Annotated in this window: 24 protein-coding genes; 16 read left to right on the top strand and 8 right to left on the bottom strand. The window is 33.6% G+C overall.

Annotated features, from left to right (window positions below):
• Window positions 1-6: 6 nt before the first annotated feature.
• From sucD to ACZ5CF_RS08330, 14 genes are all read left to right on the top strand, one after another.
• Complete coding sequence (gene sucD / locus ACZ5CF_RS08395; RefSeq protein ID WP_464578830.1) at window positions 7-879, top strand: succinate--CoA ligase subunit alpha; 873 nt, start codon at window positions 7-9, stop codon at window positions 877-879.
• A gap of 159 nt (window positions 880-1,038) precedes the next feature.
• Window positions 1,039-1,785: a 3-oxoacyl-[acyl-carrier-protein] reductase gene (gene fabG, locus ACZ5CF_RS08390; protein ID WP_464578829.1), complete on the top strand. Its 747-nt coding sequence runs from the start codon at window positions 1,039-1,041 to the stop codon at window positions 1,783-1,785.
• 38 nt (window positions 1,786-1,823) lie between these two features.
• Window positions 1,824-3,857 carry a VWA domain-containing protein gene (locus tag ACZ5CF_RS08385; protein WP_464578828.1) on the top strand — a complete coding sequence of 678 codons (2,034 nt, stop codon included), beginning with the start codon at window positions 1,824-1,826 and terminating at the stop codon, window positions 3,855-3,857.
• A 19-nt stretch (window positions 3,858-3,876) separates the two neighbouring features.
• Window positions 3,877-4,692: a prohibitin family protein gene (locus ACZ5CF_RS08380; protein ID WP_464578827.1), complete on the top strand. Its 816-nt coding sequence runs from the start codon at window positions 3,877-3,879 to the stop codon at window positions 4,690-4,692.
• 250 nt (window positions 4,693-4,942) lie between these two features.
• A complete protein-coding gene (gene hisG, locus ACZ5CF_RS08375) occupies window positions 4,943-5,800 on the top strand; it encodes an ATP phosphoribosyltransferase (RefSeq protein WP_464578826.1) in 858 nt (285 codons plus the stop codon).
• A 21-nt stretch (window positions 5,801-5,821) separates the two neighbouring features.
• Window positions 5,822-7,111 (top strand): histidinol dehydrogenase, encoded by a 1,290-nt coding sequence (gene hisD / locus ACZ5CF_RS08370; RefSeq protein WP_464578825.1) that lies wholly within the window; start codon window positions 5,822-5,824, stop codon window positions 7,109-7,111.
• Window positions 7,104-8,144: a histidinol-phosphate transaminase gene (gene hisC / locus ACZ5CF_RS08365; protein WP_464578823.1), complete on the top strand. Its 1,041-nt coding sequence runs from the start codon at window positions 7,104-7,106 to the stop codon at window positions 8,142-8,144. Before hisD ends, hisC begins: the two co-directional genes overlap by 8 nt.
• Complete coding sequence (gene hisB, locus ACZ5CF_RS08360; RefSeq protein ID WP_464578821.1) at window positions 8,144-9,280, top strand: bifunctional histidinol-phosphatase/imidazoleglycerol-phosphate dehydratase HisB; 1,137 nt, start codon at window positions 8,144-8,146, stop codon at window positions 9,278-9,280. Before hisC ends, hisB begins: the two co-directional genes overlap by 1 nt.
• A complete protein-coding gene (gene hisH, locus ACZ5CF_RS08355; RefSeq protein WP_464578820.1) occupies window positions 9,280-9,864 on the top strand; it encodes an imidazole glycerol phosphate synthase subunit HisH in 585 nt (194 codons plus the stop codon). The genes hisB and hisH overlap by 1 nt, the downstream gene beginning before the upstream one ends.
• A gap of 3 nt (window positions 9,865-9,867) precedes the next feature.
• Window positions 9,868-10,593 (top strand): 1-(5-phosphoribosyl)-5-[(5-phosphoribosylamino)methylideneamino]imidazole-4-carboxamide isomerase, encoded by a 726-nt coding sequence (gene hisA, locus ACZ5CF_RS08350; protein ID WP_464578819.1) that lies wholly within the window; start codon window positions 9,868-9,870, stop codon window positions 10,591-10,593.
• On the top strand, window positions 10,593-11,348 hold the full coding sequence (gene hisF, locus ACZ5CF_RS08345) for an imidazole glycerol phosphate synthase subunit HisF (protein ID WP_464578818.1): 756 nt from the start codon (window positions 10,593-10,595) through the stop codon (window positions 11,346-11,348). The genes hisA and hisF overlap by 1 nt, the downstream gene beginning before the upstream one ends.
• Before the next feature lie 9 nt (window positions 11,349-11,357).
• On the top strand, window positions 11,358-11,957 hold the full coding sequence (hisIE, locus tag ACZ5CF_RS08340) for a bifunctional phosphoribosyl-AMP cyclohydrolase/phosphoribosyl-ATP diphosphatase HisIE (RefSeq protein WP_464578817.1): 600 nt from the start codon (window positions 11,358-11,360) through the stop codon (window positions 11,955-11,957).
• A 23-nt stretch (window positions 11,958-11,980) separates the two neighbouring features.
• The gene (gene corA, locus ACZ5CF_RS08335; protein ID WP_464578815.1) at window positions 11,981-13,063 is read left to right on the top strand and encodes a magnesium/cobalt transporter CorA; all 1,083 of its coding nucleotides are present in this window, start codon (window positions 11,981-11,983) and stop codon (window positions 13,061-13,063) included.
• 21 nt (window positions 13,064-13,084) lie between these two features.
• Window positions 13,085-13,756, top strand: a complete 672-nt coding sequence (locus tag ACZ5CF_RS08330; RefSeq protein ID WP_464578814.1) for a DUF2461 domain-containing protein — start codon at window positions 13,085-13,087, stop codon at window positions 13,754-13,756.
• Window positions 13,757-13,791: 35 nt separating this feature from the next.
• Here the strand turns inward: ACZ5CF_RS08330 and ACZ5CF_RS08325 are convergent, their stop codons facing one another.
• From ACZ5CF_RS08325 to ACZ5CF_RS08315, 3 genes are all read right to left on the bottom strand, one after another.
• Entirely contained in the window at window positions 13,792-14,202 is a 411-nt protein-coding gene (locus ACZ5CF_RS08325; RefSeq protein ID WP_464578813.1) for a glyoxalase, read from the bottom strand.
• Window positions 14,203-14,334: 132 nt separating this feature from the next.
• Window positions 14,335-17,355 carry a WD40/YVTN/BNR-like repeat-containing protein gene (locus ACZ5CF_RS08320; RefSeq protein WP_464578811.1) on the bottom strand — a complete coding sequence of 1,007 codons (3,021 nt, stop codon included), beginning with the start codon at window positions 17,353-17,355 and terminating at the stop codon, window positions 14,335-14,337.
• Between the two features lie 64 nt (window positions 17,356-17,419).
• Window positions 17,420-18,196, bottom strand: a complete 777-nt coding sequence (locus tag ACZ5CF_RS08315) for an outer membrane lipoprotein-sorting protein (RefSeq protein ID WP_464578809.1) — start codon at window positions 18,194-18,196, stop codon at window positions 17,420-17,422.
• Between the two features lie 148 nt (window positions 18,197-18,344).
• On the opposite strand from ACZ5CF_RS08315, the gene ACZ5CF_RS08310 reads away from it, so the two are divergent.
• A complete protein-coding gene (locus ACZ5CF_RS08310) occupies window positions 18,345-19,232 on the top strand; it encodes a DUF72 domain-containing protein (RefSeq protein WP_464578808.1) in 888 nt (295 codons plus the stop codon).
• On the opposite strand, the gene ACZ5CF_RS08305 is transcribed toward ACZ5CF_RS08310, so the two are convergent.
• Window positions 19,224-19,856, bottom strand: coding sequence for a dioxygenase family protein (locus ACZ5CF_RS08305; RefSeq protein ID WP_464578807.1), 633 nt, complete (start codon window positions 19,854-19,856; stop codon window positions 19,224-19,226). The two genes, ACZ5CF_RS08310 and ACZ5CF_RS08305, sit on opposite strands and share 9 nt — an antisense overlap.
• 227 nt (window positions 19,857-20,083) lie before the next feature.
• On the opposite strand from ACZ5CF_RS08305, the gene ACZ5CF_RS08300 reads away from it, so the two are divergent.
• Complete coding sequence (locus tag ACZ5CF_RS08300) at window positions 20,084-20,479, top strand: acyl-CoA thioesterase (protein ID WP_464578805.1); 396 nt, start codon at window positions 20,084-20,086, stop codon at window positions 20,477-20,479.
• Here ACZ5CF_RS08300 and ACZ5CF_RS08295 read toward each other — a convergent pair.
• The 4 genes from ACZ5CF_RS08295 to ACZ5CF_RS08280 all read right to left on the bottom strand — a co-directional run bounded on the left by ACZ5CF_RS08295 (window position 20,476) and on the right by ACZ5CF_RS08280 (window position 24,092).
• Window positions 20,476-21,753, bottom strand: coding sequence for a mechanosensitive ion channel family protein (locus ACZ5CF_RS08295; protein WP_464578804.1), 1,278 nt, complete (start codon window positions 21,751-21,753; stop codon window positions 20,476-20,478). The genes ACZ5CF_RS08300 and ACZ5CF_RS08295 overlap by 4 nt on opposite strands.
• An 86-nt stretch (window positions 21,754-21,839) precedes the next feature.
• Window positions 21,840-22,214: a DoxX family membrane protein gene (locus ACZ5CF_RS08290; RefSeq protein ID WP_464578802.1), complete on the bottom strand. Its 375-nt coding sequence runs from the start codon at window positions 22,212-22,214 to the stop codon at window positions 21,840-21,842.
• 52 nt (window positions 22,215-22,266) lie between these two features.
• Entirely contained in the window at window positions 22,267-23,592 is a 1,326-nt protein-coding gene (locus ACZ5CF_RS08285; RefSeq protein ID WP_464578801.1) for a dipeptidase, read from the bottom strand.
• 65 nt (window positions 23,593-23,657) lie between these two features.
• Window positions 23,658-24,092: a hypothetical protein gene (locus ACZ5CF_RS08280; RefSeq protein WP_464578800.1), complete on the bottom strand. Its 435-nt coding sequence runs from the start codon at window positions 24,090-24,092 to the stop codon at window positions 23,658-23,660.
• Window positions 24,093-24,127 lie beyond the last annotated feature (35 nt).

Here is a 24,127-nt window from a genome sequence, read left to right as displayed (position 1 = left end):
AAACTCATGAGTGTACTTGTCAATAAAGATTCTAAAGTTATAGTTCAAGGTTTTACGGGTAGCGAAGGTACTTTTCATGCCCAGCAAATGATAGAATACGGAACCAATGTAGTAGGTGGTGTAACCCCTGGAAAAGGAGGGCAAGAGCACCTTGGCAAACCTGTTTTTAACACAGTAAAAGATGCTGTAGAAAAAGTTGGAGCAGATACTTCTATAATTTTTGTTCCACCGGCATTTGCTGCCGATGCAATTATGGAAGCTGCCGATGCCGGTATTAAAGTAATTATTACAATTACTGAAGGCATTCCGGTTGCCGATATGATTAAAGCTTACAACTACATTAAAGATAAAGACACTCGTTTAATTGGTCCTAACTGTCCGGGTGTTATTACACCAGGCGAAGCTAAAGTAGGTATTATGCCGGGCTTTGTATTTAAAAAAGGATCTGTGGGTATTGTATCTAAATCCGGTACACTTACTTACGAAGCTGCAGATCAGGTAGTAAGACAAGGTTTAGGAATTACTACAGCCATTGGTATTGGTGGAGATCCAATTATTGGTACTACAACTAAAGAGGCGGTAGAGCTTTTAATGAATGATGATGAAACGGAGTGTATTGTTATGATTGGTGAAATTGGAGGTCAGTTAGAAGCCGATGCTGCAAAATGGATTAAAGAAAACGGAAATAAAAAACCAGTAGTTGGGTTTATTGCCGGAGAGACAGCTCCTAAAGGACGTACTATGGGACACGCAGGAGCTATTGTAGGAGGTGCCGATGATACTGCAGAAGCTAAGAAAAGAATAATGAGAGAATGTGGTATTCACGTAGTAGATTCTCCTGCAGAAATTGGCAAAAAAGTAGCCGAAGTATTGGCCTAATAATTATAATAACAATATAATAAGCCTGCTAATTCAAAGCAGGCTTTTTTAATTTTAATAAAACTATAACTTTTACAACCTTTAAATTTGTTTTAAGGGTTCAACAAATAGTTTATCTTTGGTTTTAGCTAATCAACAAAAAAATCAACGTAGTTTATTATGAAATTATTACTAGGAAAAACAGCCATAATAACTGGAGCAAGTAGAGGAATTGGTAAAGGTATTGCTCAGGTTTTTGCTCAACATGGTGCTAATGTAGCATTTACATACAGCTCTTCTGAAGAAGCTGCTAAAGCATTAGAAGATGAGCTTAGTGGGTTAGGAGTTAAAGCAAAAGCTTATAAAAGTGATGCAGCAAGCTTTCAACAAGCTCAAGAACTTGCAGACAATGTATTAAAAGAATTTGGTAGTATAGATGTTTTAGTAAATAACGCCGGAATTACTAAAGATAACCTTTTAATGCGAATGACTGAAGAAGATTTTGATAAGGTTATTGAGGTAAACCTAAAGTCTGTTTTTAACATGACAAAAGCTGTGCAACGCACAATGCTAAAGCAACGCAAAGGATCTATAATTAATATGAGCTCTGTTGTTGGCGTAAAGGGTAATGCTGGGCAAACTAACTATGCAGCATCTAAAGCGGGTATTATTGGTTTTTCTAAATCGGTTGCTTTAGAGTTAGGATCAAGAAATATTCGTTGTAATGTTATTGCACCAGGATTTATTGAAACTGAGATGACCGCTAAATTAGACGAAGAGACTGTTAAAGGATGGCGTGCTGCAATACCACTAAAACGTGGTGGTACTCCAGAGGATATTGCTAATGCCTGTGTGTTTTTGGCAAGCGATATGAGCGATTATATTACAGGACAAACTTTACATGTAGATGGCGGTATGCTTACGTAAGCGCTAAATTTATATGTATTAATTAAACCAAAATAATTTTGTCTATTCAAACAATACTTTTTATTGTTTTAGCAGCTATCTTATCGCTTATTATAGCTGTTTACCAATATAAAAAGCATATTAAAAGCACGCCAAAATTAGGCGTGCTTTTTACCTTGCTTCGTTTTTTTAGCGTTTTTGCTGTTTTAATTTTACTTATAAACCCAACTATAGAGCAAGTAAGCACATATACTCAAAAACCAAATCTTTTAATTGTTGCAGACAATTCTTCTTCTATAAAGTATGCTAACAACCATACCTTAGTAAATGCTATTGTATCTAAAATAAAAAACAATCAAGAGCTTAATAAAACATTTACAATAACTACGTATGGCTTTGGTACAAACCTAGAGAGTTTAGATAGCCTTACATTCACACAACCGCAAACAAATATTACAAAAACCTTAAAAAGCTTAGATAATATTTATGCTAAAACACCTTCGCCAATAATTTTACTAACAGACGGAAACCAGACTTTTGGAGCAGATTATCAATACATATCACTTTCTAAAAACTTACCTGTGTATCCGGTTGTTATAGGCGACACTTTGCCGTATTTAGATCTTGCTATTAACCAGCTTAACGTTAATAAATATGCTTTTTTAGATAATAAGTTTCCCGTAGAAATTTTTATTAATTATACCGGCAAAAATCCGGTTACTACAAAACTTACCGTTTCTCAAGGCAATACCACGTTATTCTCTAAGCAACTTTCATTTAACGAGCAAGAAAACACTTCTGTAGTTAAAACTTTTTTAGATGCTAAAAGTGTTGGAGTTAAAACCTACACTGTTAATTTGCAAGCGCTGCCTAATGAAAAAAACACTATAAATAATACCAAACAGTTTGCTGTAGAAGTAATTAACGAGAAATCTAATATTCTAATAGTTAGCGACATTATTCATCCGGATTTATCTGCCTTAAAAAAAGCAATAGAAAGCAACAAGCAACGTGAAGTAACTATTAAAAAAACTGCTGAAATATCAGAGTCTCTTAGCAACTATCAATTAGTAATTTTATACCAGCCTACGGCGCGTTTTAACACAGTTTTTAATGAGTTAAAAACCTTAAATAAAAACTACTTTGTTATAACCGGCTCTCAAACAAACTGGCAATTTTTAAATACTATTCAAGATTATTTTACAAAAAAAACTACGTTTCAAACCGAAGAATACGAGCCCTCTATAAACAACCTTTTTTCTGCCTTTATATTGAATGATTTTACGGCTCAAGGTTATCCTCCTCTAGAAGATTCTATGGGAAGTATTGAGTTTTACAGTCAGATACAGCCAATATTTTTTAAAAAGGTAAAAAATGTGACTTTACAAGAACCTCTATTAACTCTTTTTGGAGATGAAAGCACAAAAAACATAGCTCTATTTGGGGAGCATGTCTGGAAATGGCGTATGCAAACTTTTTTAGAAACTAATTCTTTTGAAGATTTTGATGTCTTTTTTGGAAAACTCATTCAATACGCTTCATCTACACAACAAAAAAGCAGGTTAAGTCTTAATTATGAGCCTTTTTACTACGAAAACGCTCCAATAACAATTTCTGCCTCGTACTTTGATGCAAATTATGTTTTTGATAAAAACGCTAAACTTCAAATAACACTTATAAATTCAGAAACAAAAAAGAGCACACAATACCCACTTTTACTTCAAAACAATTCGTATAAGGTAGATGTATCGGGTTTAAACCCGGGCACATATAACTTTACCGTTACGAATGCAGCTAAAAATGTATCGGCTTCAGGTACTTTTTCTGTGTTAGATTTTAAAGTAGAACAACAGTTTTTAAATGCAAACAATACTAAATTACTTGCATTGGCTGCAAATACATCCGGCAACGTTTTTTATCCGAATTCAATAGATAGTTTACTACAACATTTAACAGCACAACCACAATTTACTCCGGTACTAAAAAGCACAAAAAAAACAGTATCTTTAATACAGTGGGAGTATTTACTATATTTTATCGCTATAACACTCGCTGTAGAGTGGTTTTTAAGAAAATATCACGGACTTATTTAACTAAATAATTATAACATTCATGGAACGATTACCTAAATTTTTAGCCCCCGGAATTTTTATTCTAATAGTTTTAATCATTTTGATTGCAAAATCTGCCATTACAGTTGGTTCTGGTGAAGCAGGTGTGCTATACAGAACATTCGGTGGTGGTGTAGTAACAGATGAGCCTCCTTTAGGAGAAGGGTTTCATTTAGTAGCCCCTTGGAACAAAGTTTACATATACGAAGTAAGGCAACAAGAAATTTTTGAACAAATGAATGTGCTTTCTTCTAACGGATTAGATATTAAACTTGATGCTTCTGCTTGGTACCAGCCAAAATACAATGAGCTTGGTAAATTACACAAAGAGAAAAGTGAGCAATATAAAGAACGTGTACTGCTTCCGGCTATTAGAAGTGCTGCCAGAAGCGTAGTTGGGCGTTACACTCCAGAGCAATTATACTCTACAAAGCGTGATGCTATTCAGGCAGAAATATTTGAAGAAACAAAGCGTATTGTAGACGATCAATATATTCAGCTTAATGAGGTACTGGTTAGAGACGTTACTTTACCACCAACTATAAAAGAGGCTATAGAACGCAAATTAAAACAAGAGCAAGAAGCGTTAGAGTATGAATTTCGTTTAGAAAAAGCTAAAAAAGAAGCAGAAAGACAACGTATAGAGGCCCAAGGTAAAGCAGATGCTAACCGAATTTTAAGCGCATCTTTAACAGATAAAATTTTGCAAGACAAAGGAATAGAAGCAACTATTAAATTAGCCGAATCTCCTAATAGTAAAGTTGTAGTTATTGGCTCCGGTAAAGATGGGTTACCAATAATTTTAGGAAACCAGTAAGCATTTATATAATAAATTTGTTTTTTAATTAATCAATGCGTTATATTTGTAAACGCAAAACACAAAAACATGATTTTTAATCAAATACATCATCATCATTTTCATACTTGCACTCAAGCGAGGTGAAGATGTATTTGATATTTTAAAATATAATCAAAACCCGTTTGAGTAAATCAAGCGGGTTTTTTACTTCTTGTTGTATTTATCCCGATTCTTGATTTACTCAAACATCAAAAAACAAAAATTAATAATGAGTAAATTAAAAATAGCTATCCAGAAATCGGGACGTTTACATGATGATTCACTTAAACTACTTAAAGATTGTGGTATTGCCATAGATAACGGTAAAGACCAATTAAAAGCACTATCAGGGAATTTTCCGTTAGAAGTGTTTTACTTGCGTAACGGAGACATCCCAAAATACCTTAAAAGTGGCGTTGTAGATGTTGCTATCATCGGAGAAAATTTATTAATAGAAAAAGGTAACAAAATTACAATTGCTCAAAAGTTAGGGTTCTCTAAATGCAAAGTTTCTATAGCAGTCCCAAAAAACGTAACATACAAAGGGGTTAACTATTTACAGGGAAAACGCATTGCAACATCCTATCCTAACACAGTTAAACAATTTTTACAAAAAAATAACATAGAGGCAAGCATACACTTAATTAATGGCTCTGTAGAAATAGCCCCTAACATAGGGTTGGCTGATGCAATTTGCGACATAGTATCTAGTGGCAGTACGTTATTTAAAAATAATTTAAAAGAGGTAGAAGTGCTTTTTACTTCAGAAGCTGTACTTGCTGTTTCACCAAATATCTCCGAAGAGGCAAGTTCAATTCTTACTAAACTATTATTCAGAATTAAGTCTGTTTTAAATGGCAGACAATCTAGATATGTACTGCTAAATGCACCTAATGAAAAGCTTCAGGATATAATTAAAGTTATTCCAGGAATGAAAAGCCCTACTGTACTGCCATTAGCAGAAAAAGGATGGAGTTCTGTACACTCTGTAATTAGTAAAGATCAGTTTTGGGAAGTAATAGATGAGCTCAAAGCTGCCGGTGCACAAGGTATTTTAGTTTGTCCCATAGAGAAAATGGTTGTGTAACATTAAAATTAATCGTTAAAAATGAAAATTATAAATAATCCGCCAATAGAAACGTGGGAAACCCTATTACAACGTCCTACACAAAATTTTAAAAATATAGAGAGCACTGTTAATCAGGTATTTAGTGAGATTAAAACTAAAGGAGATGAAGCCGTAAAAAAATATACATTGTTTTTTGATGGAGTAAACTTAAATAACTTTAAAGTTACTCAAGAAGAGGTAGAAATTGCTAAAAAGCAGGTTCCCGGAAGCCTTAAAAAAGCTATTAAACAAGCAAAGCAAAATATTGAGAGGTTTCATAAAGCACAAAAACCAGATAAAATAAAGGTAACCACTATGCCCGGTGTAACTTGCTGGCAAGAATACAGAGCCATAGAGCGTGTTGGTTTATACATTCCCGGAGGTTCTGCACCTTTATTCTCGTCGGTAATCATGCTTGCTGTACCGGCTAAAATTGCCGGATGTAAAGAAATTGTACTTTGTACACCACCAAATAAAGAAGGTACGATAAATCCGGCTATTTTGTATGCTGCAGATTTATGCGGAATCAAATCTATTTACAAAATTGGTGGTATTCAGGCAATTGGTGCTTTAACCTTTGGTACAGAATCTATCCCCAAAGTTTACAAAATATTTGGCCCCGGAAACCAATTTGTTACTGTAGCAAAACAGATAGCTACAAAATACAATGTAGCCATTGATATGCCTGCAGGACCAAGCGAAGTAATGGTTGTGGCAGATAGTTCTGCAAAGGCATCGTTTGTAGCAGCCGATTTGTTAAGCCAAGCAGAGCACGGTACCGACAGTCAAGTGGTTTTATTAAGTACAGACAAGGCTTTTATTAATAAAGTAATAATAGAAATTAAAAGTCAGATTGAATTTTTGCCAAGAAAGCCTATAATTAACGAAGCCTTAAAAAACGCAAAGTTTATTTGTGTAGAAGATAATAACAAAGCACTACAAATAATAAATTTCTACGGGCCGGAGCACCTAATAATTGCAACAAAAAACACTTCTTTTTTTGTTGACAATGTAAATAATGCCGGTTCTGTATTTATTGGCAATTTTAGTCCGGAAAGTGCAGGAGATTACGCATCAGGAACAAACCATACATTGCCAACTAATGGTTTTAGCAAAGCATACTCAGGTGTTACTCTACAAAGCTTTTTAAAGAGCATTACTTTTCAAAAATTAACAAAAAACGGATTAAAATCTTTAGCTGAAACTATTACTACAATGGCAACAGCAGAAGGTTTAGAAGCTCACAAAAGAGCAGTTTCTATTAGATTAAAAACTTTTAAAAATGGTTAACATAACAAATCTCATACGAAAAAACATAGCGCTTTTAGAGCCTTATTCATCAGCCAGAGACGAATATAAATCGGGCAAACAAAGCAATTTAATTTTTGTAGATGCTAACGAAAACCCGTTTAACAATGGCGTAAACAGGTATCCGGACCCTCAACAAACAAAACTTAAAAGTTACTTAGCAAAAACTAAAGGTGTAAGTACAGAAAATATATTGTTAGGAAATGGTAGTGATGAAGTTTTAGACTTGCTTATTAGAGCTTTTTGTGAGCCCAATAAAGATAAAATAATTATACTACCCCCAACGTATGGAATGTATGGTGTGTTAGCAAATATTAATAGTGTGTTTGTTACTAAAATACCACTTACAAATAATTTTGAACCCAATGTAAAAGCAATTTTAGATAACTCACAAAACTCTAAAATACTGTTTCTGTGCTCTCCCAACAATCCTACCGGTAATAGTTTTAAAACAGATACCATTCTTAATCTAATTTCAAATTTTAATGGTATTGTTGTTATTGATGAGGCTTATATAGACTTTTCTGAAAATGAAAGCCTTATCGGTTTTATTAATAAATACCCAAATCTAGTTGTAATACAAACGTTATCTAAAGCCCATGGCATGGCAGGTATAAGGCTAGGAGTTTGTTATGCGTCAAACCAAATTATAGCTGTTTTAAATAAAATTAAACCTCCGTATAATATTAATACGCTAACTCAAAATTTTGCACTAAAACAGCTTCAAAATAGTACAGCTATCACACAACAAATCAAGATTATTAAAACAGAAAGGTCTTGGCTTGGCAAGGCATTAAATACAATTTCTTTCATAGAAAAAGTATATCCGTCTCAAGCTAATTTTTTGTTAGTTAAAGTAGATAATGCTAAAAAAAGATACCAGCAACTTCTACAACAAAACATTGTTGTTAGAGACAGAAGTAATGAGGTAAATTGTGATAATTGTTTAAGAATAACAGTTGGAACTCCTGAAGAAAATAAACGCTTACTCACAACATTAAAAAAATTACAATAATGGCTAAAAAGATATTATTTATAGACAGAGACGGCACTTTAATTAAAGAGCCTAAAGATGAGCAAATAGACAGTTTTCAGAAATTAGAATTTTATCCGGGAAGTATTACCTACTTAGGTAAAATTGCCAGAGAATTAGATTTTGAGCTGGTAATGGTTACCAATCAAGATGGTTTAGGAACAGTTTCTTTCCCGGAAAATACATTTTGGCCAGTGCAAAATTTTATAATCACAACTTTTAAAAACGAAGATGTTATTTTTTCTGACATATGTATAGACAATAGTTTTCCCCACGAGAACAAACCTACCAGAAAGCCAAACACAGGTATGCTAACCAAATACTTTGATGGAGCATATAATTTACAAGAATCGTATGTAATAGGAGACAGGCTTACCGATGTTGAATTAGCTAAAAATTTAGGGGCTAAAGCAATATTCGTAAATAATAATACAGCATTAGGCACACAAGAAATTTCGGCCTCAAAGCAAGAATTAAGTTCCTGTATAGCTTTAGAAACACAAAGTTGGAAGGCTATATATAACTTTTTAAAATACAAGAACAGAACAGCAACCATCACCAGAAAAACTAATGAAACCAATATTACAATTTCGGTAAATTTAGATGGTAACGGAAATAGCAAAATTGATACCGGAATTGGCTTTTTTGACCACATGTTAGCGCAAATTGCCAAACACGGACAAATTGATTTAACCATAAAAGTTATTGGAGATTTACATGTTGATGAACACCACACAATAGAAGATACTGCTATAGCTCTTGGCGAAGCAATATCTGCTGCTTTAGGAAGTAAAAAAGGAATAGAACGATATGGTTTTTGCTTGCCCATGGACGATTGTCTAGCCCAAGTTGCAATAGATTTTGGAGGTAGAAATTGGTTAGTTTGGGAAGCAGATTTTAAACGAGAAATGATTGGTAAAATGCCAACCGAAATGTTTATGCATTTTTTTAAATCGTTTTCAGATGCTGCTAAAGCAAACATTAACATTAAAGCAGAAGGCACAAACGAGCACCACAAAATAGAAGCCATTTTTAAAGCATTTGCTAAGGCTATAAAAATGGCTGTAAAGCAAGACCCCAACAAATTAATTCTACCAACAACCAAAGGCTTATTGTAATGAGTGTAGCAATTATAAATTACGGAGCTGGTAATATTAAAAGCCTGGAGTTTGCTTTAAACAGATTAGGTGTAACCCCTGTGGTTACTGCTAATCCTGAAGAAATATTACAGTCAAATTTTGTTATTTTTCCAGGGGTTGGGCATGCAGATTATGCTTTAAAAAAACTTAAAGAAACCGAGTTAGATGTTGTAATCCCAACTTTAACTCAACCTGTTTTAGGAATTTGTTTAGGCATGCAACTTATGTGCAACCATACAGAAGAAAGCAATACCGAGGGATTAAAAATTTTTAATACAAACGTTAAAAAATTCAGTCCGGAGGTAAAGTCGCCTCACATGGGTTGGAATACAATTACTTTTAAAAGTAAAGAGAATCTTTTTAAAAAAATTGCTAATAACAATTATATGTATTTTGTACATAACTACTTCGCAGAGCCCTGTCAGCACACAATTGCAAGTACTAAATATAATGTACTGTATAGTGCAGCGCTGAATAAGAATAATTTTTATGGTGTTCAATTTCATCCTGAAAAAAGTGGCAAAGTAGGCGAACAACTTTTACGTAATTTTTTAAACCTGTAAACAATGCGAATTATTCCTGCTATAGACCTTATTAACGGCAAATGTGTTAGACTTACCAAAGGTGATTTTGCAACACAAAAAATATATAATGAAAATCCGTTAGAGGTTGCCAAACAGTTTGAAGATAATGGTATACAATATCTTCATTTAGTTGATTTAGATGGTGCAAAACAAAAAAGGATTGTTAATTATAATACACTCGAAAAAATAGCTTCAAACACAAAATTAAAAATAGATTTTGGAGGAGGTATTCAATCAAATAACGATATAAGAATTGCTTTTGAGTGTGGTGCACAGCAAATAACCGGAGGTAGTATTGCTGTTAAACAACCTGATATTTTTTTGCAATGGATTTCAACTTATGGAGCCGACAAAATTATTCTGGGGGCAGATGTACATAAAAATAAAATTGCTATTAACGGCTGGCAAGAAGAAAGTAATAAAGAACTAATATCCTTTTTAAAAGATTATTTTTCTAAAGGAGTTAAATATGTAATAACTACAGATATAGCTAAAGACGGGATGCTTTCCGGTCCGAATATAGCACTCTATAAAACCTTAATCGATAAATTTTCTGAGGCAAACGTAATTGCTTCCGGTGGAATCACAACAGTTAATGATTTGTACAAACTCAAAGAAGTTGGTTGTAATGGGGCAATTATTGGTAAAGCCATCTATGAAAATTCTATTACGCTAAAACAATTACAAGACTTTATTTTACAACAATAATGCTAACAAAACGAATTATACCTTGCTTAGATGTTAAAGATAACCGAACGGTTAAAGGCATAAACTTTGAAAATTTACAAGATGCGGGAGACCCAGTAGAGCTTGCCCAAATTTATGCTGAAAACCATGCAGACGAGCTTGTTTTTCTTGACATTTCAGCTACACAAGAAAAACGTAAAACCCTTGCAGAATTAGCACGTAATGTTGCTAAGCAAATTAATATTCCTTTTACCGTTGGTGGAGGCATTAGCTCTGTTAAAGATGTAGCTGTTTTATTAAACAATGGTGCCGATAAGATTTCTGTTAACTCAGCAGCAGTTGCAAACCCTAATCTTATATATGAAATTGCTAAACAATTTGGCTCTCAATGTGTTGTAGTTGCAATAGATGCTAAATTAGTTAATAGTGAGTGGGTTGTATATGTTTCCGGAGGGAAAAAGCCCACAAAATATACACTTTTTAATTGGGCAAAAGAGGTAGAAAATTCCGGCGCCGGCGAAATTTTATTTACCTCAATGAATCACGACGGAACAAAAAACGGATTTGCTAACACCACATTAAATAAATTGTCTAATACCGTTAATATTCCGGTAATTGCTTCCGGTGGTGCCGGAAAAATGCAACACTTTGCAGATGCATTTACAGTAGGTAATGCAGATGCAGCATTAGCTGCCAGTGTATTTCATTACAAAGAAATAGCTATAAAAAAATTAAAACAATACTTAAAGCAACAATCTATTCCGGTTAGACTATAAATTGTAATTATGAAAATAGATTTTTCTAAAAACAACGGATTAATTCCGGCTATCATTCAAGATGCAACAACTAATGTTGTACTAATGTTAGGCTATATGAATGAAGCTGCCTTTAAAAAAACCATTACAACCAATTACGTTACATTCTTTAGCAGAAGTAAACAGCGTCTCTGGACAAAAGGAGAGGAGAGTGGTAACACCTTAAAACTAGTTAGCATAACACCAGATTGTGATAACGACACGCTTTTAGTTAAGGTTATTCCAAACGGGCCAACATGCCATAAAGGAAGCGATACTTGTTGGGGTACAGAAAACAAAGCATCGTACGGGTTTTTATCTCATTTAGAAACCATTATAGAAAATAGAGTTCAACAGAAAAATTTAGAAGACTCATATGTTGCAACTCTTTATAAAAAAGGTATCAATAAAATAGCTCAAAAAGTAGGAGAAGAAGCTATTGAAACAGTAATTGAAGCTAAAGACAATAATTTAAAAGCGTTTTTAAATGAAAGCGCCGATTTACTATTTCACTTATTAATATTACTAAAAGCCAAAGGTGTAACTCTTAATGATGTTGTTAATATTTTAAATCTAAGACATAAAAAATAAATTACATTGTTTACTTTTAAAGTATGTCTAAAAAAACTCAAGAAAAAGCGCCAAAAAAACTAAAGTTTAAGCGTAAAATAGGTAAAGCGCCCGGAACTATTACCTACATGGGTAATAGAGACGACAATGCATACGCACTCACAGTTATAGATTATACAGAAAACGAAATCTCATTTAAACAACTTGCCAATGTTAAAGAAGCTTTAGTTTATAAAGATTCCGGTACTGTATCTTGGATTAACATTTGCGGGTTAAGCAATGTAAAAGAAATAGAAAACATTGGCCATCATTTTAACCTAAACCCATTGTTGTTAGAAGATGCAGTAAACACAAATCAACGTCCTAAAATAGATGAATACGATAATTGTTTGTTTGCTGTATTTAAAATGATGTATTTAAAAGATGATCAAGAAATAGTATCTGAGCATGTAGCTTTGGTTTTGCTGGAAAATACCGTTTTAGTTTTTCAGGAGGTAAACGATGATGTGTTTAATGGAATCAGAAACCGTCTTGAAAATAAATTCGGTAGAATTCGCTCTCGTAAAGCAGATTATTTGTTTTTTGCGCTTATTGATGCAATTATTGATGAATATTTTGTGATTTTAGAAGATATAAGCCAGCAAATAGAAGCACTAGAAAACGAAGTTTATAATCATCCTTCACAAATAACAGCTAACAAAATTCAAACTTTAAAAAAACTAGTGCTCAACATCAGAAAAACCATTTTACCAACTAAAGAACTAATTAATAGGCTTATAAGCTCATCGCATCCATTAATTGCTCAAGATACCAAGCTGTTTTTAAGAGATGCACAAGATCATAGCATTCAGCTGCATGAAAATATTGAACTTTACCGAGAAATGACTATGAACCTTATGGAAGCATACATGACCAACATGAGTAATAAAATGAACGAGGTTATGAAAGTGCTCACCATAATTGCCACTATTTTTATTCCGCTTAGTTTTTTAGCAGGAGTATATGGTATGAATTTTAAGCACATTCCGGAGCTAGAATCTCCTTATGGTTATTACGTGTTTTGGGGTGTTAGTATTTTAATATTTATTGCACTACTTATTTTTTTTAAGCGAAAAAAGTGGTTTTAATTACACCTTAAATAAATTATTATGCAATTAGCACCTGATGTATTTACTTTTTTAAAAAAATTAAAAGAAAACAATAATCGAGATTGGTTTAACGAAAACAAAAAAGAGTTTAAGCAAATAGAAGCTCATGTAAAAGAGTTTTATAATACACTTTATCAAAAACTTTCTGAACATGACAATATAGAGGGAATGAAAATTTTTAGAATTTACAGAGACGTTCGTTTTTCTAAAAATAAAGAACCCTATAAAACACATTTTGGTGGCGCTTTTAGTCGAAAAAGACCAGAATTAAGAGGCGGCTATTATTTGCACATTACTCCCGGCGGAACATTTATAGCTACCGGATTTTGGGAGCCCAATAAAGACGATTTATACAGAATTAGAAAAGAGCTTGAAATAGATGACGCTCCTTTAAGAGCTATTATTAACAACCCTTCATTTAAAACAATTTGGGGAGATTTGGTAGGTGACGAAGTTAAAACTGCGCCTAAAGGTTTTAGCAAAGAGCACCCGGCAATAGATTTAATAAAGAAAAAACAATTTATTTTCACCAAAGAGTTTACAGATAAAGAAGTATTATCTAATAATTTTTTAGATACCGTAAATAGAGCTTTTATAGCGGTAAGGCCTTATTTTGATTATATGAGTGAGGTGCTTACTACCGATTTAAACGGGGTATCTACATTAAAATAAAAAAGCGCTCTACAGAGCGCTTTTAAACTTAAACACTACGCTACAGCCTCTTTTTCTAAAAGTTGAACTTGGTCTTTTAAACGATCTATAACCATGTTCATCATTCGTTTGTTTAATGAAGATGAGTTATCTGTATATTGCAAATATTCTTCAACAGTAAACTGTCCAATAATCATCCCCTTTAAAGAATTTCTAAACTTAATATCACGCTGAATTGCATTCTCTATGTACTGCAATTTTTTTTCTAACGTAAGTGTATAAAAGGTTCCTTTATGTTTTCTTACATAATTTTTAAATGCTTCAACCAACAAATAATTTTGAAGTTTGATAACAGGGCGGAGGGTACTGTTTTGAAAACGTTCATCTAAACTCATGTTACTGTTTAGTGAAGTTTTTAAAACATCTGGCCTAATTTTTAATAGGTTTTGAGATCTATTGCCATTCATAACAGTAAGGTTTGTTTTAAAGTTAGTAATAAACCTACTTGGCTTTAAATGACAGTTTTTTACTTTTTAACGAGGTTATCAACAAAAAAAGCCGGCTTAAAAAACCGACTTTTCTTATGTATTAATTTTTAATTATTCGTTTATAAACTCATCAAATGTTTTTAAAGATAAATCATCTGCCTTAGCTTTCTTTTTAAGCTTTTCAAAAGCTTTTTTAGCATTGTTAAACCTATCTTCTATTAAGCGTAAATTTTCTAACTCGTTAGCCGAAGGTTTATCATAACTATTAGCAATTTTACTATATAGGTTTGCCATTTTTTCTCGTAATTGAGGTTCTGCAGATCCCACATAGTTGTCTCCTGTGGTAATAACTAACGTTTCTTTAAGCTCTTCTAAAGACTTTTTTACTTTTTTATTTGTTGCTTCATTTTCAATAAGCTCGTCTATTTGATAAACAATATAAGCTAGCTCTTGCGTCATATTGTACATTTTCATCGTAGTATCATGCTTAAACTTGCGCTCATCATCTGTTAAACCGGTTCTTTTATCGTAAACTAATTCAAAAGTATGCTCAAAAGTGTCTTTCCCTTTAGTAATAACTGCAGTATATAAGCCTGCCGGTACTCTCGGAGCCGTAAAAGCACCAAAACTAAACGTTTTACCTTTTGCTACTTTTGGTTGCTTAATTGTACCATTCCAGTTAACAATATTAATCCCTTTTGATTTTCCAGGAGGAATTGTTGTTAATGTTTTACCATTAGCATCTTTAATTTCTAATGTCATTTTTCCAAACGTATGCCTTTTTGGAAGAAGGTATTTTACTTTTGGTCCGCGCGAAGGGTTTTCTCCAACAAACTGTGTTTCAGCACCAAAACTCCCTGCAAAACCACTTTCGTCTGATAGTACTGCCGGTTGAGTGTTAAAAAAGTGTAGTTTATTTGAGATTGCCTCTTTGTTTATTTCACGTAGAGGAGAGATATCATCTATTATAATAACTCCTCTACCATGGGTACCCATAACCAAATCGTTTGTGCGCTCTTGTAATGCAATAAAATGTACTGCAACAGGAGGCATATTATTGGTAAATTGGCTCCAGCTTTCTCCACCATCTGCCGTTATGTATAACCCGAATTCGGTTCCTAAAAACAATAAATCTGGGTTTACATAATCTTCTTGTATGTTTCTGGTAGAACCCTTTATGTTATCTTTTGTAAGGTTAGACCATGTTGCGCCAAAATCGGTTGTTTTATATACATATGGGTTCATGTCTCCACTGGTATGCCCATCAAAAACCGCATAAGCAGTACCTTTATCATGCATGCTTGCCTCTATATGATAAACCCAAGTATTAGCCGGTAAATCTGGTATATTGCTCACAGTGTTTGTCCAAGTTTTTCCACCATCTTGGGTAACCTGAACATTTCCATCGTCTGTACCTACCCAAATAATATTTTCGTTTAAAGGAGACTCTGCAATTGTAAAAATGGTGGTATGGTTTTCTGCACCTGAATTATCCATAGATAAGCCTCCGGAATCTTCTTGTTGTTGTTTTGCCGGATCATTGGTGGTTAAATCAGGTGAAATTATCTCCCAAGTATCTCCCATATCTTCAGATTTGTGAACATATTGGCTTCCCATATAAAAACGGTTAGGCTGGTGTTTGCTAATTGCCATAGGAGCATTCCAATTAAACCTAAGTTTTTCATATCCTTTTTGTGGTAATGGTTGAACGGTTTTAACTAATTTATTCTCAACATCATATCGCCAAACGTTATCTGCTCCTTGCATTTCTGAATAGATTATGTTTTTTGTAGGATGACGATACACTCTAAATCCGTCACCACCTCCTATAGAATTCCAATCGGCAGCATTAATACCTCCATTTGATGCAGAAGGACCATACCAAGAACCATTATCTTGTAATCCTCCATAAACATTATAAGGTTCTTCGTTATCTACACTTACATGATAAAACTGAGAAAGTGGCATGTTTTCTACAATTTCCATTGTAGTACCGCCATTCCACGACCTGTAAACGCCTCCATCTGTACCAACATACATGTGGTCTGAATTGTTAATTGCAAAAACAATATCGTGAATATCACTGTGCATATTACCTAAATTTCTGAAGGTTTTACCTCCATCTCTAGATATAGATCCGCTAAGTCCTCCTTTAACAACAACATCGGGGTTTTTAGGATCTACAACTATCCTAGAAAAGTAAAATGGTCTTACGGTAATACCAAAATCGTTGTTTAATTGTTTCCAAGATTTCCCGGCATCATCACTTCTGTAAAGTCCTTTTCTTTCATCTTGTTCTGCTTCAATCACAGTATATAAAACATTTGGGTTTGATGGAGCAACAGCAATAGCCAACCTACCTAAATCACCCTCCGGAAAACCATTATGAATTTTATTCCAAGTAGCACCACCATCCTCAGATTTGTATAATGCGCTACTGTCACCACCCGATGCAAAAGACCAAGCCGTTCGCCTAAACTCCCACATAGATGCGTATAAAACATTAGGATTAGTAGGGTCCATGGCTAAATCTGCACAACCGGTTTTAGGGTTATCATACAATATTCTTTGCCAGGTTTTCCCGCCATCTGTAGTTTTATATACACCTCGTTCTTCGCTATCAGACCAAAGCGCTCCTAAAACTCCCACATAAATTTCTTGTGGGTTGTTTGGGTTTACTATAATATTGGCAATGCGTTCTGAGTTTTCAAAACCAATTTTAGTCCAGGTTGCACCACCATCATTGGATTTATACAATCCGTCTCCGTACGATACACTGTTCCTAGTCCAAGTTTCGCCAGTACCAACATACACTACATTATCAGGATCTGAAGGATCTACAGCTACTGCACCGATAGATTGGCAGTGTTTATCAAAAATAGGGTTAAACGTAGCACCGGCATCATTAGATTTCCAAACGCCTCCTCCGGCACTTCCGGCATAAATAATGCGTGGGTTTGTAGGGTGGGTTTCCATATCGTTAATTCTTCCACTCATTAGTGCAGGACCAATATGGCGAGCTCTTAAATCTCCAAAATAGTTACCTATAGGTATAGTACTATTATTATCTTGCGCAAAAGCACCTAAAGGAAATAATGTGGCGCTTAGCACATAAAAAATAAGTTTTCTCATAAGTATTTGATTGATTATAAAATTAAAAAACTCACAATTTTGCTAATTGTGAGGTTTTTTTGGTTTAGTTTTTTTCGCCCTCTTTAGTGGTAGCTTCTTCCGGAAACTTAAACTCACTTGGGTCTACTTCCGGATTTAATTCTATAGAATCCATTGTTATGGGCTGACCGGGCTGTCCTTTAATTCCTTGAGTAAGGGTATGAGGAAAATAAATACCGCCTATATCTCTGTAATCAGAGTAAGTTACAACAGATGTCATTCCTTTAGCCTGCCCTTGTCTAATAACGCTTTCTACAGCAATTGGCACAAAGTTTTCTGTATCAAAAAAGTAGTAAGATATATTGTCTTCTTGATTACCATCAACCGTAATAGGTTCTCTAACTAATTTAATTTTAAATGTCTCGGTACCGTCTACTTCTTCAGTACCCATTAACTCTACAGTATATCCTTTTTCTTTATAATCTATAAAAGGATCTGGAAAATCGTTAATTTCTAATTTAAAATTGTCGGTAGTTTCTTGGTCACTCTTTTCGGCTTTCATATTCATAAAATTTGTGCTCCAAAGTGTTTCTCCATCAAAAACACCTTGCTTAAATGTCTTGCCTTGAAAAGATATAACGGTCATTTGCTTACCGTCTTTAAACTGGTATATTTCTATAGGAATTTCCATTCCGCCTTGGTTAACTTTTGCCGACATTTTTAAGCCTTCAATTTTTTTCCAGTTATCAATACCTCCAGTATTCTCAAAATAATTAGCAATAATCTCATCGGCCGTTTGAGCTGATACCGACAATGAAAAAACTGCAACAAATGCAGTTAATAGAATTTTAATAGTCTTCATGATGTAATTAAATAAATAAAAGTTATAAGTAATATGTCTGTTATAGCAGGTTTGTGTTACACTTTTTTATTATTATTTTAGGAATTTACAAAAATTGTGTGAGGCATCCGTGTTAAATATCTAATTTTTAATGTTTTAACTTTAATTTATGAAGTTTGGTAAAGTTGATAATCCTGAATTGATTGATTTTTCATTACCTGAAGATCATCCTGATACGAAAACTATTTTAAATAAAACTAAAACCGGCAGCCCACTATCTGTTTATGTAGGATGTGCTAAATGGAATAGGCAAGATTTAAAAAAGTTTTATCCAAGAGGAACAAAAGATGAATTAGCGTATTATGCCTCACAGTTTAATAGTATAGAACTAAACGCAACATTTTACAGGATTTTCCCTGCAGAGCAGTTTTCTAAATGGCGTGATAAAGTTCCTGATGGGTTTAAATTCTTTCCTAAGCTAAACCAAGAGATTAGCCATTGGAAACGTTTAAATGAAGTTACAGATGTGCTTAATCATTATTTAGATAATGCTTCTAATTTAGGTGATAAATTAGGAACTATTTTTTTACAAATGCACAATAACTTTAGCCCTAAAGATTTTAACAGGGTACAACATTTTATAGAAAACTGGCCAAAACCTTTTTCGTTAGCTGTAGAATTTAGGCATACAGACTGGTTTACTGACAAAAAAGTAGCCGATGAGCTTCACCATTTATTAAGCGCAAATAATGTTGCGCATATATTGGTAGATACTGCCGGAAGAAGAGATATGCTCCATATGCGTTTAACTAATAACGAAGCTTTTGTTAGATACGTAGGTGCTAATATTGAAAGTGATTATAGTAGGTTAGACGATTGGGTTGAACGTTTAGCTAACTGGGTTGATGAAGGGTTGGAGAACATTCATTTTTTTGTGCATCAAAATTTAGAGAAAGCTTCGCCATACTTGTCGGCTCATTTTATCAAAAGACTAAACGAAAAATTGCAAACAAGGCTAACACTGCCAAGTTTACCTGAACAAGAAACATTATTTTAATGGGTAATTAGGTATATTTTTACCTAAATAAATATTTCTGGTAGCGATTAGAATACCGTTTTTATTTTGTGGTGTAACCAGTCCGGTGCCTCCTCTTGGTTTTTTTCTGTTGGCAACTCCTTTTGGTAAATTAGGATCGTCTGTGAACATTATATCGTCTATATAATATTCGTTTATATTAGGTTCTTTTACAACCATATGAATATGTTGTGGTACAGTAGAGTTTGGATACGATGCAGGTTTGCAAGTATAAAAACTATATTCACCTTTATTATTAGTTTTTAACCAAGTTCTTAAATAACCGTGCCTGCGTTCCCATCCTTTAGAGCTTGTAGTAGTTGGATAGATTCCTTTTTCATTGGTATGATAGGCATAAATTATAATGTTTTTTGCAGGAGTAACCCCATCTGCAGCATATACAATCCCTTTTATTTTAATTTTAGTTGTGGCTTGGTTAAATTCAGGGAGTGTATCAGAAGCTAATGTAGGTTTAGATTTATACTCTAAAACAGCTTCACAACCTTCGCAAGGTCCCCCAACTATATTGTTAGAAGAACTGTCTTGAGATTGCATACAAGAAACTGCAAGTACAATGCTTAAAAGTAAGCAAAACTGCTTTTTCATGAGATTAATATTAAAAAATTACTACCCTTCTTTACAGATAAAAAATTATGGTAGTAATTAACATTACAAAATAAATTAATACCCTTTCCATAATAACTTTATTGATTAAGCTTTAATAAAAATACAGGCTTACTTTAAACTAAATCGGTTGTTTTTGAAAAGTTTAGAAAAACATTAACATAATTATTACATTTAAACTCTTGTTATGTTAAATAAAAACCAAAAATATGCGCTTTCATACCAGAAAATGGGTAAAACCTGAAGACTTAAATCCTAACGGAACTTTATTTGGAGGAAGATTATTAGCTTGGATAGACGAGGAGGCTGCTTTATACACCAATATTCAGTTAGAAAACCAACGTGTTGTTACAAAATACATGTCTGAAATAAATTTTATGAGTTCTGCCAAGCAAGGAGATATTGTAGAGATTGGTATTGAGGCCGTTAAATTTGGTACGACTTCTCTGGTTTTAAAAGCCGAAGTAAGAAATAAAATGACACGAGAAACCATAATTACGGTAGATAATATAATTATGGTGAATTTAGATGAAAACGGCCGCCCAACTCCTCATGGCAAAACTAAAGTTGAGTTTGTGAGTGAGCGTTTAAAAAAGCGCTCTTAGCTATTACTTAATAAAAACTTCTGTAAATCGGCTGTTGTTGGATGTTCGTACAGTTCTAAATCAAAATAAGGTACTGCAGCAATAAGGTGCTCAAAAATATCGGCCATAATATGCTCATAATTTACCCAACGTTTATCTGAAGAAAAGGCATAAATTTCTAACGGAATTCCCTCTGGCGTTGGTGCTAAATGTCTAGCCATTATAATCATATCTTTATTAATGGCAGGGTGGGAGTGCAGGTATAAATCACAATATTTTCTGAACACGCCTAAATTAGTTTGGTTTCTGCCATTAACAATAACCTCTTTGTTAAATCCGTGTTTTTGGTTGTACTCGTCTATATCTTTTTGACGGTGTACTATATAATCTGCCAGCATTTTTATTTTAGAAAAACGCTCTAAATCTTCTTTCGTTAAAAACCTAACACTATTTTGTTTAATTAATAAGGTTCGTTTAATACGTCTGCCGGCACTTTCTTCCATTCCGCGCCAGTTTTTAAACGAATCTGAAATTAAAGAATAGGTTGGAATAGTGGTAATGGTGTTATCAAAGTTCTGAACCTTAACAGTAGTTAAGTTAATCTCTATTACAGTACCATCAGCTCCATATTTTTCTTGGGTAATCCAGTCTCCAATTCTTACCATATCATTTACAGAAACCTGAATACTGGTTACAAACCCTAAAATACTATCTTTAAAAACTAACAGTATTATTGCCGATGCAGCACCGAGTGTAGTTATAAATTTTAAAATATCTTGACCTGTAATTTCAGAGAATATAAAAATAGCGCCCAAAAACCAAAAGAACATAATAACTACTTGAGCGTAGCTATCTAGTGGTTTATCTTTAAACGCCGGGTTTTCTTTTAGGTAGTTTTTGGTGGTTTTTACAATGCTTCTAAACACCCAAACCACTAAAATTACTAAGTAAACATCGGTTATTTCTAAAACAATGGTTTTCCACTTACTAAAATCGTTTAGTAAATAGGGTATTAACTCTCTAAATATTACAAAAGGTACAATATGAGCTATATACTTTGGGAAGTTACTTTTTACTAAAAAATCATCATAAGTAGTTTTAGTTTTATCAGAAAAAAGACTGAATGCTTTTACTATGATTTTTCTTAGTAAAAAATCTAATAAAACTAATAAAGTAAGAACAATAATAAAGTTAAACAAAAGATTGAAGGCTAGTGCTGTAGATGTTGGCACACCTTTATCGGTTAAAAACAAATAAAACCAATTAAAATATTGTTCCATGGTATCTTTTGCCATTAATATTTTGAGCGCAAAGGTAGTAAACTAGTTTATTAGATTGGTGTTAATAGTGTATTAAAAAAGCGCCCTTTGGGCGCTTTCCTCTAGGCTCTTAAGAGGTCTTTATAGCGGTCTTTATAAACATAAAGCATCACAATATTTAATACAAGTAAAGCTACTCCCATTACAGTGCCTGAAGAATCTAGGGTTAAATGGTATAAAACTGCATTAACTGATACGCTCATTAAAATAACCATCATTAATGCTGCATACTTATTAAGTAATAATGACAGGCCTGCTAAAATTTCTACTACAGCAACTAAAGTCATTGTTTTAGTAGCAGTTAATGCTTCCCAATATCCTAATGCTTCTGCAGGTGGATCAGGGGGTTCTATAAAGCCAAAAATTTTGTTTGATCCAAAAAATAATAGTGCTAAACCAAACACAATTCTTACAATCATACTTACTGTTGAATTCATAATTTTAGAGTTTTAAGTTAGTTATTGTTAGTTATAGTTGTTCTGTTAATGTTTATTCCTTTTCTTTTTGTAATTGCAGTGCCACTTCTTGTGCTTTGTCTAAAACACGCAATAAATTTTCGCCCCAAAGCTTTCTAATTTCTTCTTCTGTATAGCCTCTTTTGACAAGCTCTAAGGTTACATTAAATGTTTCTGATGCATCACTCCAGCCTTCTATACCGCCACCACCGTCAAAATCAGAACTTATTCCTACGTGATCTATTCCTATTAAGTTTACCATGTAATCTATATGATCTACAAAATCACTCACATTAACCTCGGGCGGGAGTTTTTTCATGGTTTTCATTTTTTCTTTTCTGATTTTCATCATCTTCATGTAGTGTTCAAAATATGCTGCTCTTTCATCGATAGGCATTTTCATTATCTCGCTACGTGTTTTCCAGGGTAATCCTAAAGAATCCATTATAGCTTTACCAATTTGTTGCTTAACACTATCTAATTGTTGTGTTTTTTGAGTGTTTAAATAACTCGCAAAAGCTACTGTTTGCACAACTCCTCCGTTCTCTTTTATAAGCAGAAGTTGTTCGTCGGTTAAATTTCTACTATGGTCACAAAGGGCTCGAGCAGAAGAATGCGAAGCTATTAATGGCGCTTTGGTAAGCGCTACCATTTGTTTCATAGCTTCTTCTGAAGGATGAGATACATCTATTAACATGCCTAATTTATTCATTTCGGCTATAGCTTGCTTGCCCAATTCACTTAAACCATTATGTAACCAATCATTATTGGCTTCGCCGGTGTTAGAATCACAAAATTGGCTATGCCCATTATGTGAGAGTGACATATAGCGTGCTCCTAAATCATAAAACTTTTTAATATTAGATAAATCTGTCCCAATAGGATAAGCATTTTCAACGCCAATCATAGCAACTTTTTTTCCGGTAGCTGCTATTCTTTTAACATCGTCTGAAGTGTACGCAAGTTCAATTCTGTCAGGGGCAATTTCTTTACAAAGCTTATGGATTGCTTTAAATTTAGCCATGGCATTTTTATATGCCTTTTCATAACCGGCAGGTGTTAAAGAATCTTGACCCGTATAAACTATAAACCAGGCAACATCCAGTCCACCGGCTTCCATTTTGGGCAATGTAACTTGGGTGTCTAAATCTTGTGTATAGTTTATAGAATCTGTGAAATTTTTAACATTAATATCACAATGGGTATCTATGGTTATTACCCTATCATGAATTTCTTTAGCTTTTGCTATAAGTGCCAAAGAATCTTTTTCTGAAAGTGGTTCTGAGCTTGTTTGTTGTTTTTTGTTGTTACACGAAACTGTAACCAAAGCTATTAATACGAAATAGAGTAGTGGTTTCATTTTTTAATTTGAAGTAAATTAAGACAGCCTGATTATCTCAGGCTGTTTTTAAGTATTTAATTATATTAAGATATCCAGTTTTTAGCAGCAGCCTGCTTAGCATACCAATATAAAAATACGGCAATAATTATAACCATTAAAGGCATTACAACACCTTGAGTTGTGCCAAACACTTCTGAAGCATTTGTCATAAAAAACGAATATGCATTTTGGGCTAATACACCTAATAATGAAATAAGAAACAATTGCTTAGCCCATTTTTTGCGTAACAACAAGGCTACACAGCCTAAAAAGCCTCCAAATACGGCAAAAGCAAAAGCAGCTGTAACCCAAGCCGGAGTACTTTCTATTAACGCCAGTTGTTCTGCTGAATACTCGGCTTTTAACTCATCGGTCATATAAGCCTGACCCAAATAAGCCATTACCCCTAAAATATTCCATAAAAGGGCTAAAACACTAATAATCCAGTAAATAGCTGGCGGTTTGTTTGTTGTAGTCATAATATAAAGTTAGTTTGGTTAATACCCTACAATGT

Source organism: Lutaonella thermophila (assembly GCF_055387725.1).
This window is presented reverse-complemented; position numbering and strand designations above follow the sequence as displayed.

Bases quoted from the DNA above. Each gene is read 5' to 3' on its own strand.
- sucD (WP_464578830.1), top strand. From the start codon at position 7: ATGAGTGTACTTGTCAATAAAGATTCTAAAGTTATAGTTCAAGGTTTT.
- fabG (WP_464578829.1), top strand. From the start codon at position 1,039: ATGAAATTATTACTAGGAAAAACAGCCATAATAACTGGAGCAAGTAGA.
- ACZ5CF_RS08380 (WP_464578827.1), top strand. From the start codon at position 3,877: ATGGAACGATTACCTAAATTTTTAGCCCCCGGAATTTTTATTCTAATA.
- hisG (WP_464578826.1), top strand. From the start codon at position 4,943: ATGAGTAAATTAAAAATAGCTATCCAGAAATCGGGACGTTTACATGAT.
- hisD (WP_464578825.1), top strand. From the start codon at position 5,822: ATGAAAATTATAAATAATCCGCCAATAGAAACGTGGGAAACCCTATTA.
- hisC (WP_464578823.1), top strand. From the start codon at position 7,104: ATGGTTAACATAACAAATCTCATACGAAAAAACATAGCGCTTTTAGAG.
- hisB (WP_464578821.1), top strand. From the start codon at position 8,144: ATGGCTAAAAAGATATTATTTATAGACAGAGACGGCACTTTAATTAAA.
- hisH (WP_464578820.1), top strand. From the start codon at position 9,280: ATGAGTGTAGCAATTATAAATTACGGAGCTGGTAATATTAAAAGCCTG.
- hisA (WP_464578819.1), top strand. From the start codon at position 9,868: ATGCGAATTATTCCTGCTATAGACCTTATTAACGGCAAATGTGTTAGA.
- hisF (WP_464578818.1), top strand. From the start codon at position 10,593: ATGCTAACAAAACGAATTATACCTTGCTTAGATGTTAAAGATAACCGA.
- hisIE (WP_464578817.1), top strand. From the start codon at position 11,358: ATGAAAATAGATTTTTCTAAAAACAACGGATTAATTCCGGCTATCATT.
- corA (WP_464578815.1), top strand. From the start codon at position 11,981: ATGTCTAAAAAAACTCAAGAAAAAGCGCCAAAAAAACTAAAGTTTAAG.
- ACZ5CF_RS08330 (WP_464578814.1), top strand. From the start codon at position 13,085: ATGCAATTAGCACCTGATGTATTTACTTTTTTAAAAAAATTAAAAGAA.
- ACZ5CF_RS08325 (WP_464578813.1), bottom strand. From the start codon at position 14,202: ATGAATGGCAATAGATCTCAAAACCTATTAAAAATTAGGCCAGATGTT.
- ACZ5CF_RS08320 (WP_464578811.1), bottom strand. From the start codon at position 17,355: ATGAGAAAACTTATTTTTTATGTGCTAAGCGCCACATTATTTCCTTTA.
- ACZ5CF_RS08315 (WP_464578809.1), bottom strand. From the start codon at position 18,196: ATGAAGACTATTAAAATTCTATTAACTGCATTTGTTGCAGTTTTTTCA.
- ACZ5CF_RS08310 (WP_464578808.1), top strand. From the start codon at position 18,345: ATGAAGTTTGGTAAAGTTGATAATCCTGAATTGATTGATTTTTCATTA.
- ACZ5CF_RS08305 (WP_464578807.1), bottom strand. From the start codon at position 19,856: ATGAAAAAGCAGTTTTGCTTACTTTTAAGCATTGTACTTGCAGTTTCT.
- ACZ5CF_RS08300 (WP_464578805.1), top strand. From the start codon at position 20,084: ATGCGCTTTCATACCAGAAAATGGGTAAAACCTGAAGACTTAAATCCT.
- ACZ5CF_RS08295 (WP_464578804.1), bottom strand. From the start codon at position 21,753: ATGGCAAAAGATACCATGGAACAATATTTTAATTGGTTTTATTTGTTT.
- ACZ5CF_RS08290 (WP_464578802.1), bottom strand. From the start codon at position 22,214: ATGAATTCAACAGTAAGTATGATTGTAAGAATTGTGTTTGGTTTAGCA.
- ACZ5CF_RS08285 (WP_464578801.1), bottom strand. From the start codon at position 23,592: ATGAAACCACTACTCTATTTCGTATTAATAGCTTTGGTTACAGTTTCG.
- ACZ5CF_RS08280 (WP_464578800.1), bottom strand. From the start codon at position 24,092: ATGACTACAACAAACAAACCGCCAGCTATTTACTGGATTATTAGTGTT.